Source organism: Oceanobacillus sp. AG (genome assembly GCF_009746545.1).
GTDB lineage: Bacteria > Bacillota > Bacilli > Bacillales > Amphibacillaceae > Oceanobacillus > Oceanobacillus indicireducens.
In genome coordinates this window covers 1-24462 of the sequence record NZ_WOWT01000007.1, presented here as the reverse complement: position 1 = coordinate 24462, position 24462 = coordinate 1, and the positions used below count along the sequence as shown (strand labels likewise).

Annotated in this window: 23 protein-coding genes; all 23 read left to right on the top strand. The window is 40.3% G+C overall.

Annotated elements, in window-relative coordinates; translation table 11 throughout:
• The first annotated feature begins 57 nt into the window (after nucleotides 1-57).
• The 23 genes from rpsB (at nucleotide 58) to GN217_RS04190 (ending at nucleotide 24359) form a co-directional block, all read left to right on the top strand.
• The gene (rpsB, locus tag GN217_RS04300; RefSeq protein WP_156855429.1) at nucleotides 58-843 is read left to right on the top strand and encodes a 30S ribosomal protein S2; all 786 of its coding nucleotides are present in this window, start codon (nucleotides 58-60) and stop codon (nucleotides 841-843) included.
• Between the two features lie 96 nt (nucleotides 844-939).
• Nucleotides 940-1818, top strand: coding sequence for a translation elongation factor Ts (tsf, locus tag GN217_RS04295; RefSeq protein WP_156855428.1), 879 nt, complete (start codon nucleotides 940-942; stop codon nucleotides 1816-1818).
• A 112-nt stretch (nucleotides 1819-1930) separates the two neighbouring features.
• Nucleotides 1931-2653 carry a UMP kinase gene (gene pyrH / locus GN217_RS04290; protein WP_156855427.1) on the top strand — a complete coding sequence of 241 codons (723 nt, stop codon included), beginning with the start codon at nucleotides 1931-1933 and terminating at the stop codon, nucleotides 2651-2653.
• A gap of 3 nt (nucleotides 2654-2656) precedes the next feature.
• Complete coding sequence (gene frr / locus GN217_RS04285; RefSeq protein WP_156855426.1) at nucleotides 2657-3214, top strand: ribosome recycling factor; 558 nt, start codon at nucleotides 2657-2659, stop codon at nucleotides 3212-3214.
• Nucleotides 3215-3345: 131 nt separating this feature from the next.
• A complete protein-coding gene (locus tag GN217_RS04280) occupies nucleotides 3346-3597 on the top strand; it encodes a hypothetical protein (protein ID WP_156855425.1) in 252 nt (83 codons plus the stop codon).
• A 374-nt stretch (nucleotides 3598-3971) separates the two neighbouring features.
• The gene (locus GN217_RS04275; RefSeq protein WP_156855424.1) at nucleotides 3972-4733 is read left to right on the top strand and encodes an undecaprenyl pyrophosphate synthase; all 762 of its coding nucleotides are present in this window, start codon (nucleotides 3972-3974) and stop codon (nucleotides 4731-4733) included.
• A gap of 15 nt (nucleotides 4734-4748) precedes the next feature.
• Nucleotides 4749-5540, top strand: a complete 792-nt coding sequence (locus GN217_RS04270; RefSeq protein WP_156855423.1) for a phosphatidate cytidylyltransferase — start codon at nucleotides 4749-4751, stop codon at nucleotides 5538-5540.
• Between the two features lie 111 nt (nucleotides 5541-5651).
• Entirely contained in the window at nucleotides 5652-6926 is a 1275-nt protein-coding gene (gene rseP, locus GN217_RS04265; RefSeq protein ID WP_156855422.1) for an RIP metalloprotease RseP, read from the top strand.
• A gap of 280 nt (nucleotides 6927-7206) precedes the next feature.
• Nucleotides 7207-11493, top strand: a complete 4287-nt coding sequence (locus GN217_RS04260; RefSeq protein WP_156855421.1) for a PolC-type DNA polymerase III — start codon at nucleotides 7207-7209, stop codon at nucleotides 11491-11493.
• 242 nt (nucleotides 11494-11735) lie between these two features.
• Nucleotides 11736-12203 carry a ribosome maturation factor RimP gene (gene rimP, locus GN217_RS04255; protein WP_156855420.1) on the top strand — a complete coding sequence of 156 codons (468 nt, stop codon included), beginning with the start codon at nucleotides 11736-11738 and terminating at the stop codon, nucleotides 12201-12203.
• Between the two features lie 18 nt (nucleotides 12204-12221).
• Nucleotides 12222-13346 carry a transcription termination factor NusA gene (nusA, locus tag GN217_RS04250; RefSeq protein WP_156855419.1) on the top strand — a complete coding sequence of 375 codons (1125 nt, stop codon included), beginning with the start codon at nucleotides 12222-12224 and terminating at the stop codon, nucleotides 13344-13346.
• Between the two features lie 13 nt (nucleotides 13347-13359).
• On the top strand, nucleotides 13360-13632 hold the full coding sequence (gene rnpM, locus GN217_RS04245; protein WP_156855418.1) for an RNase P modulator RnpM: 273 nt from the start codon (nucleotides 13360-13362) through the stop codon (nucleotides 13630-13632).
• Nucleotides 13629-13931, top strand: coding sequence for a L7Ae/L30e/S12e/Gadd45 family ribosomal protein (locus GN217_RS04240; RefSeq protein WP_370459716.1), 303 nt, complete (start codon nucleotides 13629-13631; stop codon nucleotides 13929-13931). Before rnpM ends, GN217_RS04240 begins: the two co-directional genes overlap by 4 nt.
• A gap of 105 nt (nucleotides 13932-14036) precedes the next feature.
• Nucleotides 14037-16169, top strand: a complete 2133-nt coding sequence (infB, locus tag GN217_RS04235) for a translation initiation factor IF-2 (RefSeq protein ID WP_156855416.1) — start codon at nucleotides 14037-14039, stop codon at nucleotides 16167-16169.
• A complete protein-coding gene (locus tag GN217_RS04230; protein ID WP_156855415.1) occupies nucleotides 16166-16444 on the top strand; it encodes a DUF503 domain-containing protein in 279 nt (92 codons plus the stop codon). Before infB ends, GN217_RS04230 begins: the two co-directional genes overlap by 4 nt.
• Before the next feature lie 43 nt (nucleotides 16445-16487).
• Nucleotides 16488-16829 (top strand): 30S ribosome-binding factor RbfA, encoded by a 342-nt coding sequence (gene rbfA / locus GN217_RS04225; RefSeq protein WP_156855414.1) that lies wholly within the window; start codon nucleotides 16488-16490, stop codon nucleotides 16827-16829.
• 84 nt (nucleotides 16830-16913) lie between these two features.
• Nucleotides 16914-17825: a tRNA pseudouridine(55) synthase TruB gene (gene truB / locus GN217_RS04220; RefSeq protein WP_156855413.1), complete on the top strand. Its 912-nt coding sequence runs from the start codon at nucleotides 16914-16916 to the stop codon at nucleotides 17823-17825.
• Nucleotides 17826-17827: 2 nt separating this feature from the next.
• Entirely contained in the window at nucleotides 17828-18766 is a 939-nt protein-coding gene (ribF, locus tag GN217_RS04215) for a riboflavin biosynthesis protein RibF (protein WP_156855412.1), read from the top strand.
• Between the two features lie 175 nt (nucleotides 18767-18941).
• Nucleotides 18942-19211 (top strand): 30S ribosomal protein S15, encoded by a 270-nt coding sequence (gene rpsO, locus GN217_RS04210; RefSeq protein ID WP_156855411.1) that lies wholly within the window; start codon nucleotides 18942-18944, stop codon nucleotides 19209-19211.
• 354 nt (nucleotides 19212-19565) lie between these two features.
• On the top strand, nucleotides 19566-21683 hold the full coding sequence (pnp, locus tag GN217_RS04205) for a polyribonucleotide nucleotidyltransferase (protein WP_156855410.1): 2118 nt from the start codon (nucleotides 19566-19568) through the stop codon (nucleotides 21681-21683).
• Nucleotides 21684-21830: 147 nt separating this feature from the next.
• The gene (locus GN217_RS04200) at nucleotides 21831-22772 is read left to right on the top strand and encodes a polysaccharide deacetylase family protein (protein ID WP_156855409.1); all 942 of its coding nucleotides are present in this window, start codon (nucleotides 21831-21833) and stop codon (nucleotides 22770-22772) included.
• A 28-nt stretch (nucleotides 22773-22800) separates the two neighbouring features.
• Nucleotides 22801-24018, top strand: a complete 1218-nt coding sequence (locus GN217_RS04195; protein ID WP_156855408.1) for a M16 family metallopeptidase — start codon at nucleotides 22801-22803, stop codon at nucleotides 24016-24018.
• Nucleotides 24019-24086: 68 nt separating this feature from the next.
• Nucleotides 24087-24359, top strand: coding sequence for a YlmC/YmxH family sporulation protein (locus tag GN217_RS04190; protein ID WP_156855407.1), 273 nt, complete (start codon nucleotides 24087-24089; stop codon nucleotides 24357-24359).
• Nucleotides 24360-24462 lie beyond the last annotated feature (103 nt).

Genomic DNA, 24462 nt, shown 5'->3' with positions numbered 1-24462 from the left:
TTTATATGCAGAAAGGAACGGGGCGGAGGAAAACTAACCTATAGGAGGAATTTTAAAATGGCAGCAATTTCAATGAAGCAATTACTTGAAGCTGGTGTACATTTCGGTCACCAGACACGCCGTTGGAACCCGAAAATGAAGAAATATATCTTCACGGAACGTAACGGTATCTATATCATCGACCTGCAAAAGACAGTGAAAAAGGTTGAAGAAGCTTATAACTATGTAAGAGAATTGGCGGCAAATGGCGGTACACTTCTTTTCGTAGGTACAAAAAAACAAGCACAGGACTCTGTTCGTGATGAAGCACTTCGCTCCGGCATGTTCTATGTGAACCAGCGCTGGCTAGGTGGAACGCTAACGAACTTCCAAACAATCCGCAAACGTATCGAGCGTTTGAAAGAAATTGAAAGAATGGAAGAGGACGGTACATTTGAAGTACTTCCTAAGAAAGAAGTAGGGGAGCTACTTAAAGAAAAAGATCGTCTTGTGAAATTCTTAGGCGGAATTAAAGACATGAAGAAGCTTCCAGATGCAATGTTTGTTATTGACCCACGTAAAGAACGAATTGCTATTGCTGAAGCTCATAAATTAAACATCCCAATCATCGGTATTGTCGATACAAACTGTGATCCGGATGAAATTGACTATGTAATCCCAGCTAACGATGATGCAATTCGTGCTGTTAAATTATTGACTTCAAAAATGGCTGATGCTATTTTAGAAGGGAAACAAGGTGAAGAAACAGCAGAAGTAGAAGCTCCAGTCGAAGAACCAGCAGCTGAAGATAACAAAGCTGAAACAGAAGCGGAAGCAACTGCAGAAGCCTCAACTCAAGAGTAATTTTCTGGAAAAGTGAGGGTGATAAGAGGATAATTACCTTTTATCACCTTTTTTTAAAGAAAGAAACACGGAATCTTTAAAGGAGGATTTTTACAAATGGCAATTACAGCAAAGATGGTTAAGGAATTACGTGAAAAAACTGGTGCAGGTATGATGGATTGTAAAAAAGCACTTCAAGAAACAGATGGTGACATTGATAAAGCAATCGACTACCTGCGTGAAAAAGGAATGGCGCAAGCTGCCAAGAAGGCAGACCGCATTGCAGCAGAAGGATTAACTCATGTTGAAATCGATGGCAACACTGCAGTTTTACTAGAAGTGAACTGTGAAACAGACTTCGTAACGAAAAACGATTTGTTCAAAGACCTTTTAGTTAAGATTGGTAAGGCATTACTTGCTAACAAACCAGAAACTGTGGAAGGTGCATTAGAAGCAACGGTTGATGGTGAAAAACTAGAAACAATTATTAACAGTGCAATCTCTACAATCGGTGAGAAGATTTCTTTACGTCGTTTCACTATTTTCGAAAAAACAGATAACGATGCATTCGGTTCTTACTTGCATATGGGCGGAACAATTGGTGTTGTGACTGTTCTTGAAGGGACAACGGATGAAGAAGTTGCAAAAGATGTTGCAATGCACGTAGCAGCAATCAACCCTCGCTATGTTAACCGTGAAGATGTAGCAGAGAACGAAGTAAATCACGAGCGTGAAGTTCTAAAACAACAAGCTCTTAATGAAGGTAAACCAGCCAATATTGTTGAAAAAATGGTTGAAGGCCGTCTTGGCAAATTCTTTGAACAAATCGTTCTTGTCGAACAAGCATTTGTTAAAGATCCTGACGTTAAAGTGAAGAAATATGTAGCAGACAAAGGTGCAAGCGTGAAAACTTTCGTGCGCTATGAAGTAGGCGAAGGTATGGAAAAACGTGAAGAAAACTTTGCTGAAGAAGTAATGAGCCAAATTAAAAAATAAGCCAATTGTAAAATAGGGAACGAGATTGTTCCCTATTTTACCATGGTTGTATACAACGGAATAAATAAAGAACAAACATATCATAATAATATGTATTGCGATGGAGGTTATTATGACAACAGCAAAGTACCAGAGAATTGTGTTAAAATTAAGTGGAGAGGCATTGAGTGGGGATCAGGGAAGCGGTATTGATCCGAAAATCATCCATTCCATTGCACGCCAAGTAAAAGAGGTTGCAGAACTTGGAGTAGAAGTTGCAATCGTTGTTGGTGGAGGAAACATCTGGAGAGGTAAGGTCGGTAGTGAGATGGGGATGGACCGTGCATCGGCTGATTACATGGGTATGCTAGCAACGGTTATGAATTCACTAGCATTGCAAGATGGACTGGAAATGATTGGAATTCCAACAAGAGTTCAGACATCGATTGAAATGCGCCAAGTTGCAGAACCATACATAAGAAGAAAAGCAATTCGCCATTTGGAAAAGAAGCGTGTTGTCATTTTTGCCGCCGGTACAGGAAACCCTTATTTTTCAACGGATACTACTGCTGCGCTAAGAGCGGCAGAAATTGAAGCAGAAGTAATTCTAATGGCTAAAAACAATGTGGATGGTGTTTACTCCGCTGACCCGTTAGTTAATAAAGATGCTGTTAAATATGATAATTTATCTTATTTGGATATGATTAATGAAGGCCTCGGAGTAATGGACTCTACAGCTTCATCACTCTGTATGGATAATAATATTCCTTTAATCGTCTTCTCCATAACAGAAAAAGGTAATATTAAACGCGTCGTTCAAGGCGAGACAATTGGAACAACTATAAGGGGGAAATAAGTGATGGCAAATTCTGTGTTAAGTGAAATGAAGGAAAAAATGGAACTTGCGGTACAAGCATTTATGCGAAACTTAGCTACTGTTCGAGCTGGAAGAGCAAACCCTAACCTATTAGATAGTGTTTTTGTTGATTACTATGGTGCAGCTACACCACTTAATCAACTTGCGTCAGTAGGTGCACCTGAAGCTCGTTTACTTGTCGTAACACCATATGACAAAACGGCACTAGGCGAAATTGAGAAAGGCATTCAGAAAGCGAACCTTGGGCTATCTCCATCCAATGATGGGAATGTTATCCGCATCAATATTCCAGCATTAACGGAAGAGCGCCGGAAAGAGCTTGTGAAAGTCGTCGGTAAATTCGCGGAAGAATCCCGTGTTCAAGTGCGTAATATCCGTCGTGAGGCTAACGATCAATTAAAAGCTATGGAAAAAGATTCCGAGATCACAGAAGATGAATTACGGAAATTCCAAGATGATGTTCAAAAAGAAACAGATCAGTTCATTGCTAAAATTGAACAGCTGACAAAAGAAAAAGAAAATGAGATTATGGAAGTATAATCTATAGTTAACACTTTAATATTGTTACTTAAACGTGTAAAATCAATGTAGCCCTCTTTTTATAAGGGGGCTTTTGTATTTTTTTGTGATTATCGTTATAATGTAACGTGTACCATGAAGTGAAAAAATGAATGGATAATTTACAAATAAACTCAACTTTCTCATCTAAAAATAAAGTAAACTGCCAAATGCTTTCATTCAGCGTAAGTATTTTGTGCATTCATTTTATTGGCGTTCTAATTACCGTTCAGTTGCCCGGCGGACGGATGCTTTCCACGGGCACGGCCTCAGCCTCCTCGGAAGAAAACCGCTTCCTGCGGGGTCTTCGGACTCGTGCTATTCCCGTAGGAGTCACCGTCCGCCGGGCAACTGAACTGGTCTAAAGGATTATTTTAAAAAGAAATTATTCCGTTATGATAAGGATTGTACTTCTGGAATATTAAACAGTAATCCAAATCACGCTTTCCCCTCGGAGCAGTCCAGACACCTCGAGACTCCTGCAGGAGGAAAGGCATAGGTGAGACCCCGCAGTACGCAAAGCGTACGAGGAGGCTCACCAGCCGCCTGCGGAAAGCGAGAGGTGTCTGGACTGCGGACCTCCAGAAGTAAGTTGTACACACTTACGCTGAATGAAAGTAATTCACAGCTGTTTTAGGGGTATAAAGGTTGAGTAATGAAGGGCATCCTTCAAACATATAAATGAAAGTGAAATAATTCTGCAGATGGAGTAGGAAGTCAGAAATTCGGAGGACCTAAGATGTCTATGAAAATACCGTTTATTAAAAATAAACAAGAGGATGACAAGCTCATCAACTTATCAGAGAATATACCGAATCACGTAGCAATTATTATGGACGGGAATGGACGCTGGGCAGAAAGCCGACGCTTGCCTAGAATTGCCGGACATAAAGAGGGCGTAAAAGCAGTAATGAAAGTCGTGCGGGCTGCTAACGATGCCAATGTGAAAGTATTGACTTTATACGCTTTCTCTACCGAGAACTGGAATCGTCCAAAATCGGAAATTGATTTTTTAATGAAGCTGCCTAAAGAATTTTTGCATATTTATCTTCCAGAATTAATGGCAAACAATGTTCGAATTGAAACAATCGGTAATTTTGATGCGCTTCCTGCACACACTCAAAAAACTGTGCAATACGCGATAAACAAAACAAAAGCAAACGATGGACTGCTCCTTAATTTTGCTTTGAATTATGGTAGCAGATATGAAATTATGCGTGCAATCAAACAGATCATGAATGATGTGGATGGGAATAAAGTATCGCTTGATTCATTAGGAGAGGAAGAATTTTCGAAATACCTTTACACAAATGGTCTGTCAGATCCCGACTTGCTCATCCGTACAAGTGGTGAGAAGCGGCTTAGCAACTTCCTGCTCTGGCAGCTTGCGTATAGTGAATTTTGGTTTACGGATGTTCTTTGGCCTGATATGGATGAGAATATTTTTAATAAAGCGATACAAGATTATCAAAAAAGGAAACGACGTTACGGAGGTATTTAAGGTGATGAAATTTATATGAAGCAACGGGTTATAACAGCAATTCTTGCACTAATCGTATTCCTTCCATTTGTAATTATTGGCGACTTGCCGTTTATTTTGTTCATCTACTTGCTTGCGACAATCGGCCTGATGGAATTGTTGCGAATGAGGGAAATATCTCTCGTTTCCATTCCAGGATTAATTGGAACGATTGGAATCTGGCTCGTACTGTTGCCGGATAAATCTACTCTTTTTTCCATAGAATTTTTATCCATAACAGATATGCTAACTGTAATTATCTTATTTTTATTAGCTTATACTGTATTAGTCAGGAATAAGTTCACATTTGATGAAGCAGGATTCGTTATCCTTACAGCCTTATATGTTGGAATTGGATTTTATTTTCTGATTGAGACAAGACTTGGCACGAGTGGGTTCAGTAATATTCTATTTGCCTTCTTCATCATTTGGGCTACGGATACAGGAGCATATTTTGTTGGGAGGGCACTAGGAAAACGGAAATTATGGCCGGATATTAGTCCGAATAAGACGGTGGAAGGAGCTATCGGGGGAATCGTCACTGCATGTATTGTAGCGGTAATTTTCCATCTTGTACATCCGTTCCCACACTCGTTGCTAATCGTTATTATTGTAACGATTTTTGCGTCGATGGTAGGACAAGTAGGGGATTTGGTGGAATCTGCTTTCAAGCGGAATTATGGAGTAAAAGACTCTGGTAAATTACTACCAGGCCACGGTGGTATCCTCGACCGTTTTGATAGTTTACTTTTTGTTTTGCCATTCCTGCATTTGATCCAGTTTATTTAAGAGGGCAACAAATAGCATTGTTCCGTTGTACAAATCGAGGAAAACACGATAAACTTAGCTAAATAGCTAGAGGAAGTAAATAAAGATTTCAGATTGAAAGAGGTGCTTCATTTGACCACAGTCATCGCATTTATATTTATGTTTGGCCTGCTTGTTTTTATTCATGAATGGGGCCATTTGATATTTGCAAAGCGCGCTGGCATGCTAGCTAGAGAATTTGCAATCGGGTTTGGTCCAAAAGTTTTCTCTTTTACTAGGAATGAAACATTGTACACCATTCGTCTCATTCCGGCAGGCGGATATGTGCGTGTAGCAGGTGAAGACCCGGAAATAATTGAATTAAAACCTGGACATCATATCGGTGTTGAATTTAATGAAGACAACAAAGTAAATAAGATTATTGTCAACAACAAAGACAAGCATCCGAATGCACGGGTAATCGAAGTCGAACGAGTTGATCTTGATCATGATTTAATCATTGATGGGTATGAGCTGGGTGATGAAGATACGAAGCTGACATTCCATGTCGATGAGAAAGCATTTTTCATTATGGATGAAAGAGAAACGCAAATTGCTCCATATGATCGGCAATTCGCTTCGAAAACACCTGCACAACGGGCAATGCAATTATTCGCAGGTCCGATGATGAACTTTGTATTGGCAATCGTCATTTTCATTATTTTAGGTATCGCTCAGGGAACTCCGGTTAACGAAGCGAAAATGGGAGAAATCGTCGATGGTTCTCCTGCAGCAGAAGCTGGTATGGTTGAGGGAGATGAAGTGATCCGAATTAACGATACCCCGGTTTCCACTTGGGAGGAATTCACTTCCATTGTTAGAGAAAGCCCAGCTAGTGAATTGCAATTGACCTTTGTACGTAATGGTCAGGAAGAACAAGTAATGGTAACGCCCAATGAGGTCGAATCTGTTAACGAAAAAGGAGAACCGATTCATATGGGACAAATCGGTGTCTATCCTGCCTATGAAAAGTCAGTTCTCGGAACACTGACTTATGGATTTGAACGTACGTATGAGACGACAAAACTTATTCTTACTAATTTAATGATGCTAGTAACGGGTCAAGTATCGATTGAATTATTATCAGGACCAGTCGGTATTTACGATGCGACAGACCAGATTGTCCAAACCGGATTTTGGAACTTCCTCCTCTGGACAGCAATGCTCAGTGTAAACCTAGGTGTCATCAACCTAGTTCCATTACCAGCGCTTGACGGTGGCAGGCTCTTATTCGTTGGGATCGAAGCCTTACGAGGAAAACCAGTACCACCTGAAAAAGAAGGGCTTTTCCACTTCGTCGGCTTCGCATTACTCATGCTACTCATGATCGTAGTAACTTGGAATGACATCCAACGACTATTCCTATAAACTATCTGTAATGTGATTAAATTACTTTCTACTGGAAGTTCGCAGTCCCGATACCCCTCGCTATCCGCGCGGAGCCCGCGGATAGCGTAGTATATTTCTGGAGCGATAGCACCCTTCCTGCTCAATAGGTGTATAGGGGATGCGGAGCTGGAATAGAACTTGACTACAATTTTACAGGCAACATAATCTTAAATAGTTCAAATTACGAAACCCTTGTTTTATAATAAAAGCAAGGGTTTTAAAATGGATGAACAATTATTAGCCAAAGGGAGGAGAAATAATGGATTTATCCAAACAGCAGAAGATGAATATCTTGCTTGAACAGATCGAATTACCGCAGGATATGACAAATCACTTTTCAAATAGTTATTTAAATAAATTAGTTGTTCACAAGAAAACACGAGTTTGGCATTTTTACATATGTGTAGAATCTATCCTTCCTTATCAAGTATATGAAGTTTTTTGCATGAAATTAAGGGAAGCGTTCCGTGATATAGCGAGTGTGGAGCTGACGATCGAAGCGGTAAACTCAGACATAGCTGAAGATAACTTAATTAGTTATTGGAATGATTTCTTACAAAAAGTGCCACCACTATCACCAGCTTATAAGGAATTAGTAGAACAGCAAACACCACAAGTTAACGGTAATAAGATTATGTTAACTGCCAGGAATGAAGCAGAAGCGCAAGCGCTCAAAAATAGATTACTTGAACCGATGCAAAACTATTTTTCTGCGATTGGCGCCACCAAATTCATGCTGGAGATGTCAGTGAACAATAACCCTGAGGCGATTCAACGTTTCAAAGAACAGACAGTGCTTGAGGATCAGCGAATTGTCATGAATACAGTGAAAGAAAAGGCGAAGCGTGATAAAACCAAAGTGGAAGATGAAAATAAACCACTCCTTCTAGGTTACCGTATTCCAGATGACCCAGTTGCGATGGAAGTCATCCAGGAAGAGGAGAGAAAAGTTACGATCCAGGGCTATGTATTCTCTGCTGATATTAGAGAGCTAAGATCTGGACGTAGTTTGTTAATTATTAAAGCAACGGATTACACCGATTCCTTAGAGATTAAGATGTTTTCCCGCGGAGACGAAGATGCAGAGAAGTTCAAATCTGCTAAAAAAGGTATGTGGATTAAAGCCCGTGGGAGCATCCAGACGGACATGTATTCCAATGAGCTTGCTATGATGGCGAATGATATCCAAGAGGTAGAAGTAGCTGAGCGGATGGATACAGCACCTGATGAGGAAAAACGAGTTGAGCTGCATGCTCATACTACAATGAGTCAGATGGATGCGGTCGTCTCTCCTGGTGCACTTGTTGCTCAAGCGGCAAAATGGGGACATAAAGCAGTAGCAATAACCGACCATGCCGGAGTACAAGGTTTTCCCGAAGCACATGCGGCGAGTAAAAAACATGACATTAAAGTTCTTTATGGTGTAGAAGCCAATGTGGTGGATGATGGTGTTCCAATCGCCTATAATTCAGCAGATATTGAGCTTTCTGATGCCAGTTATGTTGTTTTCGACGTGGAGACGACAGGGCTTTCAGCAGTATATGATACGATAATTGAACTTGCCGGCGTCCGAATCCACCAAGGAGAAATTGTAGATCGCTTTGAATCTTTCGCCAATCCGCATCATCCTCTATCGGAAACAACAATTAATCTAACGGGAATTACGGATGACATGGTTAAAGATGCGCCTGAAGTAGGACAAGTGCTAAAAGATTTCAACGATTGGATGGGTAACGATATCCTTGTAGCCCATAATGCATCCTTTGATATAGGATTTCTTAATCAAGGTTTTGAAAGGATTGGACTCGGGAAAGTTACCAATCCCGTTATCGATACACTAGAACTTGCAAGGTTTTTACTGCCACAATTGAAGAACCACCGGCTGAATACACTATGTAAACATATGGATATTGAATTAACACAGCATCACCGCGCAATTTATGATGCAGAGGCAACAGGTTATTTAACGTGGAAATTTGTGCAGCAGTTATTGGAACAAGATATTACGAATCATCTGAAGCTGAATAATCATATGGGTGAAAGTGATGCCTATCAGCGTTCCCGTCCCTTCCATTGTACGATTTTAGCGCAGAATGAGGTTGGCTTGAAAAACTTGTATAAGTTAGTTTCGTACGCCCATATTAATTATTTCTACCGGGTTCCCCGAATACCGCGTTCCGTATTGGAGAAAAATCGCGAAGGATTAATTATCGGGACAGCTTGCGATCAAGGTGAAGTCTTTGAAAAGATGATGCAGACGTCAGCAGAAGAAGCGGAGAAGGTAGCGGAGTTCTATGATTACATTGAAATACAGCCACCTTCCAACTATGTCCATTTAATCGATAAGGAATTAGTGCAAAATGAAGCTCAGATATTTGATATTCTTAAGAAACTCGTCGCACTCGGGGAAAAACTGAATAAACCCGTAGTAGCAACAGGGAATGTGCATTATTTAAATGAGAATGATAAGCAATACCGCCAAATATTGATTTCTTCTCAGGCCGGAAATCCGTTAAATCGTCAAACTTTACCAGATACACCAATGCGCACGACAGGAGAAATGCTTGAAGCCTTTAAGTTTTTAGGTGAAGAAAAAGCGTATGAAATTGTCGTCAAAAATACGCAAGAGTTAGCGGAAGGACTTGAGGCCATTTCACCGATTAAAGATGGCTTATTTACACCGACGATTGAAGGTGCGGAACAAGAAATGCGGGATCTTTGTTATACAAAAGCGAAAGAAATTTATGGTGATCCACTACCCGAAATTGTCACAGCTCGCCTGGAAAAAGAGTTGGATAGTATTATCGGGAACGGCTTCTCCGTTATTTACCTGATTTCCCACAAACTCGTTAAGAAATCTTTAGATGACGGTTATCTCGTCGGATCCAGAGGTTCTGTCGGTTCATCATTTGTTGCAACGATGACAGAGATTACGGAAGTGAACCCACTTGTTCCGCATTATGTTTGTCTGGAGTGTAATTATAGTGAGTTCATTACGGACGGTTCGGTTGCAAGTGGTTTCGACTTACCTGATAAAGCTTGCCCGAAATGTGGTACAGATTTAACGAAGGATGGTCAAGACATCCCGTTTGAAACGTTCCTTGGCTTTAAAGGAGATAAAGTACCGGATATTGATTTGAACTTCTCCGGAACCTATCAACCAAGGGCCCATAATTATACGAAAGAGCTGTTTGGGGATGACTATGTTTTCCGAGCAGGAACGATAGGAACCATAGCGGATAAAACAGCTTACGGTTACGTTAAAGGATACGCAAATGATCGGAATCTAAAATTCAAACGAGCGGAAATCGATCGCCTCGTGCAAGGTTGTACTGGAGTGAAACGAACGACAGGGCAACACCCTGGCGGTATTATCGTTGTACCAGAGGATAAAGAAATCTTTGACTTTACACCGATTCAATTTCCAGCAGATGACCGGAAGAGTGAGTGGCGGACAACCCATTTTGATTTCCATTCTATTGATGAAAATCTATTGAAGCTCGATATACTTGGTCATGATGATCCGACCGTGATTCGGATGTTGCAAGACTTGAGTGGAATCGATCCGCAAGATATTCCAACCGACGATGCGGAAGTAATGAAAATCTTTTCCGGGACAGAGTCTCTTGGAGTCACCCCAGAACAGATTAATTGTAAAACGGGTACGCTTGGAGTACCGGAATTTGGAACACGTTTTGTCCGACAAATGCTTGAGGATACAAAACCAAGCACCTTCGCAGAGCTATTGATAATTTCTGGTTTGTCCCACGGTACGGATGTATGGCTTGGGAACGCTCAGGATTTAATCAATGAAGGGATTTGCGAACTAGCCGATGTAATTGGTTGCCGGGACGATATTATGGTTTATCTGATGCAAAAAGGCCTCGAACCAGCACTTGCCTTTACAATCATGGAATTTGTTCGTAAGGGAAGAGGATTGAAGGATGAATGGATTAGCGAAATGAAGAAACATAATGTGCCAGATTGGTATATTGAATCATGTAAAAAGATTAAGTATATGTTCCCTAAAGCCCACGCAGCGGCTTACGTATTAATGGCAATTCGGATTGCATACTTTAAAGTCCATCACCCAATCCTTTTCTATGCAGCTTATTTCACTGTCCGTGCGAATGACTTTGACCTTGATTCCATGATTAAAGGTTCATCTGCGATCAGACAAAAAATTGACGGAATCACAGCAAAAGGAAACGATGCCTCACCAAAGGAGAAATCTCTCCTAACAGTACTTGAGGTAGCGCTTGAGATGTGTGAGCGTGGTTTCTCTTTCCAAAAAGTTGATTTATACCGTTCAAGTGCGACGGAATTCATTGTAGAAGGAGATACACTAATCCCTCCATTTAATGCAGTTGACGGCTTAGGTACGAACGCTGCCATAAATATAGTGGAAGCAAGAAAAGATGGAGAATTTTTATCAAAAGAAGATTTCCATGAACGAAGCAAAGTACCGAAGACTGTCCTTGAGTATCTTGACCAGCACGGTTGCTTGGAGGGAATGGCAGAGAAGAACCAACTATCACTCTTTTAACATACCAGTTATTTGCAAACATATTCCTGCTATGATATAATAATTTTCGGAAAGTGTCGATTGAACGATTTTAAGGAGTGGGTTTCTAGCCCACTCCTTCTTCTTAGAATTTATGCTCTTACTTCGCCCCTAGCCCCTACATGACAGGCTAGGGTTTTATATTGCCACTTTACTACTTTAAAATGAAAAAGATTAAACTTGTGCATAATAAGGAATAAATGGTAGTAGAAGGAGGATGACGGATGACTTCGGTTATTGAAACAACAGAACAATTAGTGAATCCGATTTTAGAACAGAATGGTTTAGAACTGGTTGATATTGAATATGTGAAGGAAGGAAAGAACTGGTTCCTGCGTGTTTATATTGATAAACCGGGTGGTGTCGATATCGCGGAATGTGGACTTGTATCAGAGCAACTGAGTGAAAAGCTCGACGAAACAGATCCAATTAAAGATGCCTATTTCCTCGAAGTATCTTCACCTGGTGCGGAAAGACCGCTCAAAACAAAAGCAGATATAGAAGCAAATATTAATAAAAATGTTTATGTTACATTATACGCACCCATTGATGGTGAAAAGGAATATGAAGGAATATTAACCAGCTTTGAAAATGATTGTCTAACCATTGAATATAAGGTGAAAACAACGAAGAAACAAGTGGAGATTCCATATGAAAAGGTAGCTAAAGCAAGATTAGCTGTAACGTTCTAAAAAGGGGGATAATGAAAAGTGAGCAGTCAGTTGTTTGATGCGATTGATTTATTAGCAGAGGAAAAAGGCATTGAAAAAGAAATATTAATTGAAGCATTGGAAGCTGCATTAATATCAGCATATAAAAAGAATTTCCAATCTGCAACGAACGTGCGAGTTGAACTTAACGAAGAAAAAGGCAGTATGAAAGTATTTTCAAGAAAAGCGATTGTAGAAGAAGTAGAGGATACCCAACAGGAAATATCGTTGGCGGAAGCAAAGGAAATCGACCCGAATTATGAAGTGGATGATGTAATCGAAGTAGAGGTTACACCGAAAGACTTCGGTCGGATTGCTGCCCAGGCGGCAAAGCAAGTAGTAACACAGCGGGTAAGGGAAGCAGAACGGGGCGTTATTTATTCCGAATATGTCGACCGAGAAGATGATGTCATGACTGGAATCATCCAGCGTAAAGATGCCCGCTTTATTTATGTAAACTTAGGAAAGATTGAAGCAAAGCTTGCTGAAGCGGAGCAAATGCCGACAGAAGAGTATCACACCCATGATCGTCTCAAAGTATATGTAACGAAAGTGGAGAATACAAGTAAAGGGCCACAGATCTATATTTCAAGATCACATCCAGGCTTGTTGAAGCGATTATTTGAAATGGAAGTACCTGAAATTTATGATGGTATCGTTGAAATTAAATCAGTAGCCCGGGAAGCTGGCGACCGTTCAAAAATTTCCGTTTATGCGGAGAACGAAGAAATTGATGCAGTAGGTGCTTGTGTCGGACCAAGAGGTCAGCGTGTCCAGGCGATAGTTGATGAACTGAAGGGTGAGAAAATCGATATCGTCGAATGGGCAGAAGACCCGGTTGTTTACGTATCGAACGCACTCAGTCCTTCTAAGGTCATTGATGTGCTCGTAAACGAAGAAGAGAAAGCAACAACAGTTATTGTTCCTGATTATCAACTATCTTTAGCAATTGGTAAGCGTGGGCAAAATGCTCGGCTTGCTGCCAAGCTGACAGGCTGGAAAATCGACATTAAGAGTGAGACTGAAGCTAAAAATGAAGGCCTGCTCGAGGATGATCTCGAAGATGATAGTGAAACAACTGAAGAAGAATCTTATTCAATGAATGATAACGATTTGTTTGAATAGGAGGAATTAAAAAATGGCGACAAAACGTAAAATACCAGAAAGAAAATGTGTTGTAACAGGGGAAATGCGACCAAAAAAAGAACTGATCCGTATTGTACGGAATAAAGCCGGAGAAGTATTTGTCGACCCGACAGGGAAAAAGAACGGCAGGGGCGCATATGTAACCGGAACATTGGAAGTTATTGATAAAGCTGAACAATCCAATGTTCTTGCCCGAACGTTAAATGCTGAAGTTGAACCGGCAATCTATGAAGAATTACGAGAGCTTGTGAGAAGTGAATCATGAAGAATTATTTGAATTTACTTGGTCTCGCCTTTCGGGCCGGAAAATGTTCTGTTGGGGAAGATGCTATTTTACGAGATGTTCGCAGCCAGAAGGCAAAGCTCGTAATACTGGCCCATGATACAGGGGACCAGACGAAGAAACGCATTACCGATAAATGCAAGTATTACCGGGTTCCTTATGTTATTGCCGAAGAGGACCGGGAAACATTATCGAATGCGATAGGAAAATCCCAAAGAGTTGCGATTGCAGTACTGGATGCAGGTTTTGCTAAGAAGATCCGCTCGTACTTTGCCGGATAAGATAGTATGAATCCATTTTAATTGCATAAGTGCAACTAAGGCATTCGCCGTAAAGCCTTGGCGAATGCCAAGTTTTCTAAGGTAATTAATTTCGGGGGTGAACGTATGACTAAAATGCGTGTATATGAATATGCTAAAAAGAATCAAGTAACGAGTAAACAAGTGATTAACTATTTAAAAGAAATGAATGTGGAAGTGGCGAATCACATGTCTACGATCTCGGAGAATACCGTGAAATCACTTGATAAAAAGTTTAATCCATCGACTAACGATAGAGAAAAACAGAAGACAACCACTCAGTCGAAACCAAAACAGAAAAAAGACGATACGAAACAGAAGTCTTCTGATAAAAGACATAACAACAAAGGGAGTCAACAAATGACAGGAAAAAGAGGCCAGCAAAAGACTCACCGTAATAAAAATCGAAACCAAAAGAGACGAGACCAGCAAAGAAGCAAACCGACACAACCGGCACCGGATTTAACGCCGAAGAAGATTACGTATAGTAATACGCTAACGGTTAGTGAACTTGCAGCAAAGCTACACAAAAAAGAATCTGAGATCATTAAAAAACTCATGTTTTTAGGTGTGATGGCTACGAAAAACCAGGATCTTGATGATGATACGATTGAATTAATCTGCGGTGAGTATAATGTTGAAGTAGAAAAGGAAATTGTACTAGAGGACACAGATTTTGAAAAATATCGCGTAGAAGAGAAAGAAGAGAACTTACAGGAACGACCTGCTGTTGTGACGATTATGGGGCACGTAGACCACGGGAAAACAACAACACTAGACTCCATTCGAAAAACAAAAGTAACAGCAGGAGAAGCTGGAGGGATCACACAGCATATCGGGGCTTATCAAGTAGAAGCAAATGGGAAGAAGATCACTTTCCTCGATACACCGGGCCACGCTGCTTTCACAAGCATGCGTTCACGTGGCGCTCAAGTTACGGATATCGCAATTCTAGTCGTTGCTGCGGATGACGGTGTAATGCCACAGACCGTTGAAGCGATCAACCATGCAAAAGCAGCTGAGGTTCCAATTATTGTTGCTGTTAATAAAATGGATAAAGAATCAGCAAATCCTGACCGCGTTATGCAGGAGTTAACAGAATACGAATTAATCCCTGAAGACTGGGGCGGGGATACGATTTTCGTTAATATTTCAGCAATCAAAAACGAGGGTATTGATGATCTCCTTGAGATGGTGTTACTCGTCGCGGAAGTTGAAGAACTAAAAGCGAATCCGAATGCCAATGCATCCGGTACGGTGATTGATGCGCAGTTGGATAAAGGAAGAGGTTCTGTAGCGACATTACTCGTCCAGAATGGAACGCTCCATGTAGGTGATTCCCTCGTTGTCGGGAACACATATGGTCGAGTACGCGCGATGGTAAATGATATGCGGGAGCGGGTTGAACAAGTTGGCCCGTCTACACCAGTGGAAATTACCGGTCTTAACGGTGTACCACAAGCCGGGGATCAATTCCTCGTATTTGAAGATGAGAAGAAAGCAAGACAAGTCGGTGAGGCACGAGAGCAGAAATTTATTGTGGAAAACCGGGGACAACAGAGTAAAGTAAGCCTTGACGATTTATTCGAGCAAATTAAGCAAGGTGAAATGAAAGACTTAAATATTATTATTAAAGCGGATGTTCAAGGTTCAGCTGAAGCACTTTCCTCTTCTCTACAAAAAATTGAAGTAGAAGGCGTTAAAGTAAAAATCATCCACACTGGAGTAGGAGCGATAACAGAGTCTGATATTATTTTGGCATCTGCTTCAAATGCAATCGTCATCGGTTTCAACGTAAGACCTGATGTAAATGCGAAAAACGCTGCAGAAAGAGAAAAAGTCGATGTAAGAACGCATCGTGTCATCTATAAGGCAATTGAAGAAATCGAAGCAGCGATGAAGGGCTTGCTTGATCCTGAATTCGAAGAGAAAGTTATCGGACAAGCGGAAGTTCGTGAAACATTTAAAGTTTCCCGAATCGGAACAATCGCTGGAAGCTATGTTACGGATGGTAAGATTACGAGAGACTCTGGGGTCAGAGTAATCCGTGATGGAGTTGTCCTGTTCGAAGGTGAGATCGCTGCACTGAAACGATTTAAAGATGATGTACGTGAAGTAGCGACTAACTATGAGTGCGGAATTACAATTTCGAACTTTAATGATATTAAAGAAGGAGACGTTATCGAAGCATTTATTATGGAGGAAATTAAACGCACATGATCCTCTATGCTGAAATAGAGTGCTTCTTTTACGAAGGAAATTCGCTTAAAGCAAAACGTTCCTTATTAAAAAGGATATTTGCCAAATTGACGAAAGACTTTAATGTTGCCGTTGCCGAGTTAGAATATCAAGACCTCTGGCAACGGACAAAGTTTGGCGTTGTGACAGTATCGGCAAGTACAGTACATGCAGAGAAAATAATCCAGCAAGTGCTGCGGGTTGTTGATCAATATCCCGAATTGGAGCGGACCCTTACAACGGTTGAGGAACGCTAACCCTCCTTCAAGCAATTAATTATTTTCTGAATGAGGTGAGATGATGTCGGAATTACGTGCTAATCGGGTTGCTGAACAGATGAAAAAAGAATTAGGCGAAATTTTAACGATGAAACTGAAAGATCCTAGAATTGGCTTTGTTACAGTTACAGATGTAGAAGTCACCGGAGATCTTCAGCAAGCTACCATCTATATTTCTGTACTCGGTTCAGAGAAAGAAAAACAAGATACTTTACTTGGATTAACGAAAGCTAAAGGATTTATCCGTTCAGAAATCGGGAAACGAATCCGTCTGAGAAAGACACCTGAACTTCTTTTTGAATTTGATGAAGCATACGAGTATGGAAACCGGATTGAAACTATTTTACGAGATTTAAATAAATAAATGGTAAATCTGACTCCTTAGTTAAGTGGACAGAGTCAGATTTTTCCATGATTCTTTTGCTTGTATGGAACGGGAGTGAAAGAGATGGACGGAATTCTGCCGTTATGGAAACCAGGAGGGATGACCTCCCATGATTGCGTTATGAAGATAAGACGAATTTACAAGACGAGAAAGGTTGGACATACAGGGACGCTTGACCCGGAAGTAGAAGGTGTACTTCCTATCTGCATCGGTCAAGCTACGAAAGTTGTACCGTTTTTGACAGATACAAAGAAAACATATATCGCCGAATTAAAGTTAGGGCAAACGACAGAAACAGAAGATAGCTACGGTGAAATTGTTGAAACGATGGAAGTTGATGCATTTCCTGAAACCGGTGAAATTGACGCATGCTTCAGATCTTTTCTAGGCGTGACGGAGCAAATCCCACCAATGTATTCAGCTGTTAAAGTAAACGGTAAGAAGCTGTATGAATATGCAAGGGCAAATGAAGAAGTCGAGCGACCAATACGTAATATTGAGATATATTCCATTAAGCGCTTAGCACAAAATAAAAATGATCAAACGATCCGATTCCAAGTCACTTGTTCGAAGGGAACTTATATCCGAACACTTTGTGTCGACATTGGGAAAAGGCTAGGATATCCTGCTCACATGTCATTCCTTGAAAGAACCCAGACTGGGAACTTCACTAAGAAGGAAGCAGTAACATTCGAACAGCTCGAAAAAACCGCTACTGAAGCGGAACGAGCAGTATGGCTCAAACCGCTCCTATCCGGAGTTGATCATTTATCTTCCATTGAAGTATCTGAACAGGTAAAGAGAAAAGTACAGCATGGCCAAAAACTGCCTCGACCTGACGAATTACCGATGACGAATCCGTTTTTGATGGTGCACCACGGTGAACTATTGGCCATTTATCAGCTTCATGAAAAAAGTAAGCAAGAAATAAAGCCAGTTCGTGTATTTCAGCTTGATAAAAAAGTAGGTGAATAGATATGAGAACATTTGAATTAACTTATCCCCACACACTTTCTGGAGTGGACATGCCCGAAACAGTAAGTGCGATTGGTTTTTTTGACGGGATACATAAAGGACATCAGCAATTAATCAAGAAAGCTGTTGAAATAGCAAAGGAAAGAAATATGGAGAGTGCTGTAATTACGTTTCATCCTCACCCATCTGTCATATTGAAAAAGGGGATAGAACATGTGCAATATATAACGCCTCTTCGCGAAAAACAAGAAATTCTTCAGCAAATGAATGTTGATAGACTCTATATTATTAAATTTAACGAAGAACTATCGAAATTGAGTCCTCAAGCTTTCATCGATCATTTTATAATTGGATTAAATATTAAGCATCTTGTTGCAGGCTTCGATTACAGCTTTGGCCATAAAGGATCTGGAAATATGCAGAATATCGCGGAATATTCCAGAGGTGAATTTGATTATACGGTTATCGACAAAGTTTCTCTGGATGATGAAAAAATCAGCTCCACTCGGATCAGAAACTTGTTGAACCAAGGAGACGTAGCGGCAGTTAATCAGTTGCTTGGACGCCCTCTAAAATATACAAGTACCGTTATTCGAGGTGCAAAGCGCGGTGGCCCGGAACTTGGCTATCCTACGGCGAATTTACGAATTAATGAAGAAGCGCTTCTGCCTAAGATTGGTATTTATGCTGTGAAAATACGATACAAGAATGCGATTTATGAAGGAATGGCAAGTGTCGGGACGAACCCGACTTTCAAAGAAGATAAAGGAAATTTATCCGTTGAAGTGAATATCTTTGATTATAATAATGATTTATACGGAGAAGAATTACAGATTGAATGGCATGAGTTCATTCGGGATGAGAAAAAATTTGCCGGCAAAGAAGAACTAATCGCACAACTTGCCGACGACGAAAAGACAATCCGCAATTATTTCCGATAAATTACTCAACATTTACAGTCTGAAACAGCAGTTCATGTAAAAAATATTGATTAAAAACTTGATTTTATCTGGAGTTAAAGCTATACTAATGTAGATAAACCATCGCTTGGCAAATCGTAACTCCGACGATTGCTAGGGGATTGGGGCTATACAAATTCTATAGGAGGTGGACCAAATGGCGATTTCACAAGAACGTAAGAATGAAATTATTAATGAATTTAAAGTCCATGATACGGACACAGGTTCTCCTGAAGTACAAATTGCTGTACTTACAGAAGAGATTAACTTACTGAATGAACATCTTCGTGTTCATAAGAAGGACCATCATTCTCGCCGCGGTCTGTTTAAAATGGTCGGTAAACGCCGTAACCTATTAAACTACCTACGTAATAAAGATATTATACGTTACCGCGATTTAATTCAAAAACTCGGCTTACGTCGATAAGCTTAAAGAAAAGCAGGAGAAATCCTGCTTTTTCTTTTAAACATTTTACTATGGTGTAACAGTCCGTAAGACTTCCGCGACTAAAAATGGTAAAGGGTTAAAAGCGGGAAATAACGGTCGCTGACACCTTGATTTACAAAAGCTAATTCCGTGGGAAAAGAACAACAACTCCTCTAGAATGAAGTTTTGTTTTATATAACTGGATATTATTGACATTACGCTTCTGATTAGACGTACCGTTTGATTCTCCCACTGCTATCGTATATTCTAGAAGAAAGAATTACCTGATAGCTTTAAGCGAGAATTGCTTATACTAATGATAAGGATGTTGTATTGAAAGGAGTACCAAACTAGATGACAGATGAAAAACAAGTTTTTTCGACAGAGATTTCAGGTTCCACGTTTACAGTGGAAATAGGTGAACTTGCCAAACAAGCTGGTGGCGCTGCGATGATTCATTATGGTGATACATCTGTACTGGCAGTTGCCACAGGATCAAAGGAGCCGAAAGATTTGCCATTCTTTCCTTTGACAGTAAATTATGAAGAACGGTTGTATGCCGTCGGAAAAATCCCGGGAGGATTCATTAAGCGGGAAGGAAGACCAAGTGAAAAAGCAATTCTGGCTTCACGTCTAATTGACCGTCCAATTCGACCACTTTTCCCTGATGGCTACCGTAATGAAGTACAAGTTATCAGTACCGTGATGAGTGTGGATCAAGACTGTTCTTCAGAGATCGCAGCAATGATCGGTTCTTCCATTGCGCTTTCTATTTCTAATATTCCATTTCAGGAACCGATCGCAGGTGTTCAAGTTGGAAGAGTTGATGGAGAATTCATTATTAACCCAACTATTGAGCAACAGGAAAAAAGTGATATCGAGCTTACCGTAGCAGGAACGAAAAATGCAGTCAACATGGTTGAAGCAGGTGCTGATGAAGTTCCTGAAGAAGTAATGCTTGAAGCGATCATGTTCGGTCACGAAGAAATTAAACGATTAGTTGAATTTCAAGAAGAAATTATTTCTCAAGCGAATATCGAAAAATCCGAAGTGAATTTATTTGAGCTTGACAGAGAGCTTACGGAAAAAATTGAACATGAGGCAAAAGATAAGCTTACTGCGGCAATCCAAGTAAAAGAAAAGCATGAGCGTGAAGATGCGATTGCAGCCGTGAAAGAAGAGGTAATTGCTGCTTATGATGAAGAAACAGAAGCAGATACCATTAAACAAGTGAAAAACATTCTTGAAAACATGGTGAAGGAAGAAGTGCGTCGTCTTATTACGAAGGAGAAAATTCGTCCAGATGGTAGAAAACCGGATGAAGTCAGACCATTATCCAGTCGCACTCACATCTTACCGCGCACCCATGGTTCAGGGCTATTTACACGTGGACAAACACAAGCTTTAAGTATCTGTACATTAGGTGCACTCGGCGATGTCCAAATTTTGGACGGGCTTGATTTAGAAGAGTCAAAACGCTTTATGCATCATTATAACTTCCCGCAATATAGTGTTGGGGAAACAGGTCCAATCCGCGCGCCGGGTAGAAGGGAAATTGGTCATGGTGCCTTAGGTGAACGTGCCCTTGAAAAAGTGATCCCATCTGAAAATGATTTCCCATATACAATCCGTCTCGTTTCCGAAGTATTGGAATCTAACGGTTCAAGCTCGCAGGCGAGTATTTGTGCAAGTACATTAGCATTAATGGATGCAGGAGTCCCGATTAAAGCTCCGGTTGCCGGAATTGCGATGGGTCTAGTTAAATCTGGGGAAGATTATACGATTTTAACAGATATTCAAGGCATGGAAGATGCACTTGGTGACATGGACTTTAAAGTTGCCGGTACAGAAAATGGAATTACTGCTTTACAGATGGATATTAAAATTGACGGTCTTTCCCGAGAGATATTAGAAGAAGCGATGGAACAAGCGAAAGTAGGACGGATGCAAATTCTTGAATCCATGCTTGCAACCATTGCAGAACCTAAGACAGAGTTATCTCCGTTTGCACCGAAAATCATGACGATGGCCATTAATCCGGATAAAATCCGTGATGTAATTGGACCGAGCGGGAAACAAATTAATCAAATCATCGATGAAACTGGTGTGAAAATCGACATTGAGCAGGACGGTAGTGTCTATATTTCTTCAACCGATAAGCAAATGAATGAAAAGGCGAAGAAAATTATTGAGGACATTGTCCGTGAAGTAGAAGTAGGTCAAATGTATCTTGGTACTGTTAAACGTATTGAGAAGTTTGGCGCATTTGTTGAATTATTTAAAGGAAAAGATGGTCTTGTTCACATTTCCGAACTGCAAATTGAACGTACGAATAAAGTAGAAGACGTCGTTTCAGTCGGAGATGAAATCCTAGTCAAAGTGAAAGAAATTGATCGACAAGGCCGAATTAATCTGTCACGAAAAGCAGTACTATTAGAAGAAAAAGAACGGGAAGAAAAAGCAAATAAATAAGTGATTCGGTCGTTAAGTAATTCTGAATGACTTAGAAAACAAAAAGAAGCTGAGTAATTATTTCAGTTTCTTTTTTTAATAGCCCTTTCTATTGTTTCGCATACCTTGTCCCATTGCCGCATATATTGATTGCAGGGGGGCGGTGGCATGCGAGAGTATAAAAAATATGTGAACGTACTAGTGTTCATTCTTATCCTTTTTGCTGCATTTCGATTGGATTATAATCCATTTATTGATGGGGCAGTGCCTGTTACGAATTCAAAAAAGGACGAACTATACTTAGAGATCGAGCAAAAAGCGGCAACAGGAGAATATAAGGAAGCACCTCAAAACGCCTACATTGACCGCGTTTATAAAAAGACTCCCGGAAGGAACGGCAGGGACATAAATGTTGAAAAATCCTACCAGCGGATGAAGAAAGCAGGCGTATTTCAAGAGGAGCTACTTATCTTTGATCAAATACGACCGGAAATCGATTTAACCGATCTAGAATCAGCGCCAATTTACCGTGGACATCCCGAAAAACAAATGGTATCATTTATGATTAATGTTTCTTGGGGGAATGAGCATATTCCGGCAATCCTAAACACGTTACAGGAACATCAAGTGAAAGCAAATTTTTTCATTGAAGGGAAGTGGGCGAGGGAGAATCCAGAACTCGTACAAATGATTGTGGAAAAAGGTCATCTTGTCGGAAACCATGCTTATAATCACCCAGATATGGCGCGCCTGAATAATCAGGAAATCGAAACACAGATCAAGCAGACAAATGAAATACTTACTGCAATTACAGGGGAAACTCCAACTTACTTTACACCACCTAGCGGAAGTTTTAAAGATGAAGTAGTCAAGATTGCCAGTGAAGAAGGAATGGAGACAATTCTATGGACGGTAGATACGATCGATTGGAAGAAACCATCTGTTTCTGTTATGATAAATCGAGTAAATGATAACGTGCATCCTGGTGCAATCATTTTAATGCATCCAACACCGGTCATTGCTGAAGGGCTAGATGAATTAATCACGCTCCTTAAGGATAAAGACTTCCGAATAGGCAGATTAGATACACTTTTAAGTACAGAACGATAATTTGACATCATTTTAGGGGGGAGCAATATTGATTCAGAAACATCAGAGTAAGAACGGATTGCGTATCGTGCTTGAACCAATTCCTGCTGTTCGTTCCGTCACGATAGGAATTTGGGTATTAACGGGTTCACGTAATGAAACGGTTGAAAATAATGGTATATCCCATTTTATTGAACACATGCTGTTTAAAGGAACAAAAACACGGACTGCCCGTGATATAGCAGAGGCATTTGATTCCATTGGAGGCCAGATCAATGCTTTTACTTCCAAGGAATATACTTGTTTTTATGCAAAAGTTCTTGATACCCATAAAGAACTCGCATTAGAAATTCTGGCAGATATGTTTTTCGACTCGAGTTTCGATGAAGAAGAGATGGAACGGGAAAAGAAAGTAGTTTATGAAGAGATAAAAATGTATGAAGATACGCCAGATGATATTGTACATGACTTCTTAGCACAAGCTGCTTTTGGCAATCACCCACTGGGTTTTCCGATTATAGGTTCAGAGAAGCAATTGGAGTCATTCCATCCGGCAATGCTAAGAGATTATATGAATGAACAGTATACGCCGGAAAATATCGTCATTTCAATTGCAGGAAATGCAGACGAATCATTTGTCCAATTGATTGATGACCGATTTGGTTCCTTTACTCGGCCGGGTAAGAAAAAGGAAGAAATGACAGCTCTTTTTGTAGGAGATTCGATAACAAAGAATAAAGATACAGAGCAAGCTCACCTTTGCCTTGGTTACCGAGGCTTACCAATTAATGATTCATCTACATACAGCTTAATTTTATTAAACAATGTCTTAGGTGGGAGTATGAGTTCCCGCTTGTTTCAGGATGTTCGCGAATCACAGGGACTTGCCTATTCTGTATTTTCTTATCATGCTTCATTTCTTGAAGATGGTCTGCTCACAATCTATGCCGGTACAGGAAATGAACAATTGACAAAGTTGCAGGAAACGATTGATGATACGATTGCTGAGCTTGTTGATAACGGAATAACAGATAAAGAACTACATAATAGTAAGGAACAATTAAAGGGAAATCTTGTGCTTAGTTTGGAAAGTACAAGCAGCAGAATGAGTAGGAATGGAAGAAATGAATTGTTATTAAAAAGACATCGTTCAATAGATGAAATAATTAAAGAAATCGATGCCATTTCGCATAGCTCCGTTCGTAACGTAATCGACCATGTATTTAAGTCAAAACCAGCAATCGCAATAATTTCAAATAACAATTGAAGCCTGCCAACTCATTATTCTCATGACTTTCTGCTTTCTTGCATAAGCTGGAATAGGGAGGGGTATCCATGAGGCTTAGAGATATTAGCGGGAAGGAAATTATTGATGTGAAGCAAGGGATTAAGTTGGGCGTGCTCGGACAAACAGATTTGGAGATCAATGAGCAGACTGGACAAATTGAAGCATTTATCATTCCGTCTTATAAATGGTTCGGTCTAAAAAAAGAAGATGATGAATCACTCATTCGTTGGCGAAACATTAAAGTAATTGGAGAAGATATGATTGTTGTGGAATCTGAGGATTTCACGGAAGGAAAAGAGGCTGGGACAAAACTCCAGTAAACAAAAAATTAAGGCGTGGGATCTACACTAAAAAGTATAGATCCCACGCCTTTTTTGTCGCTATTTTTGTAAACAAAAAGGACACCTTTTGATAAAATTAAAG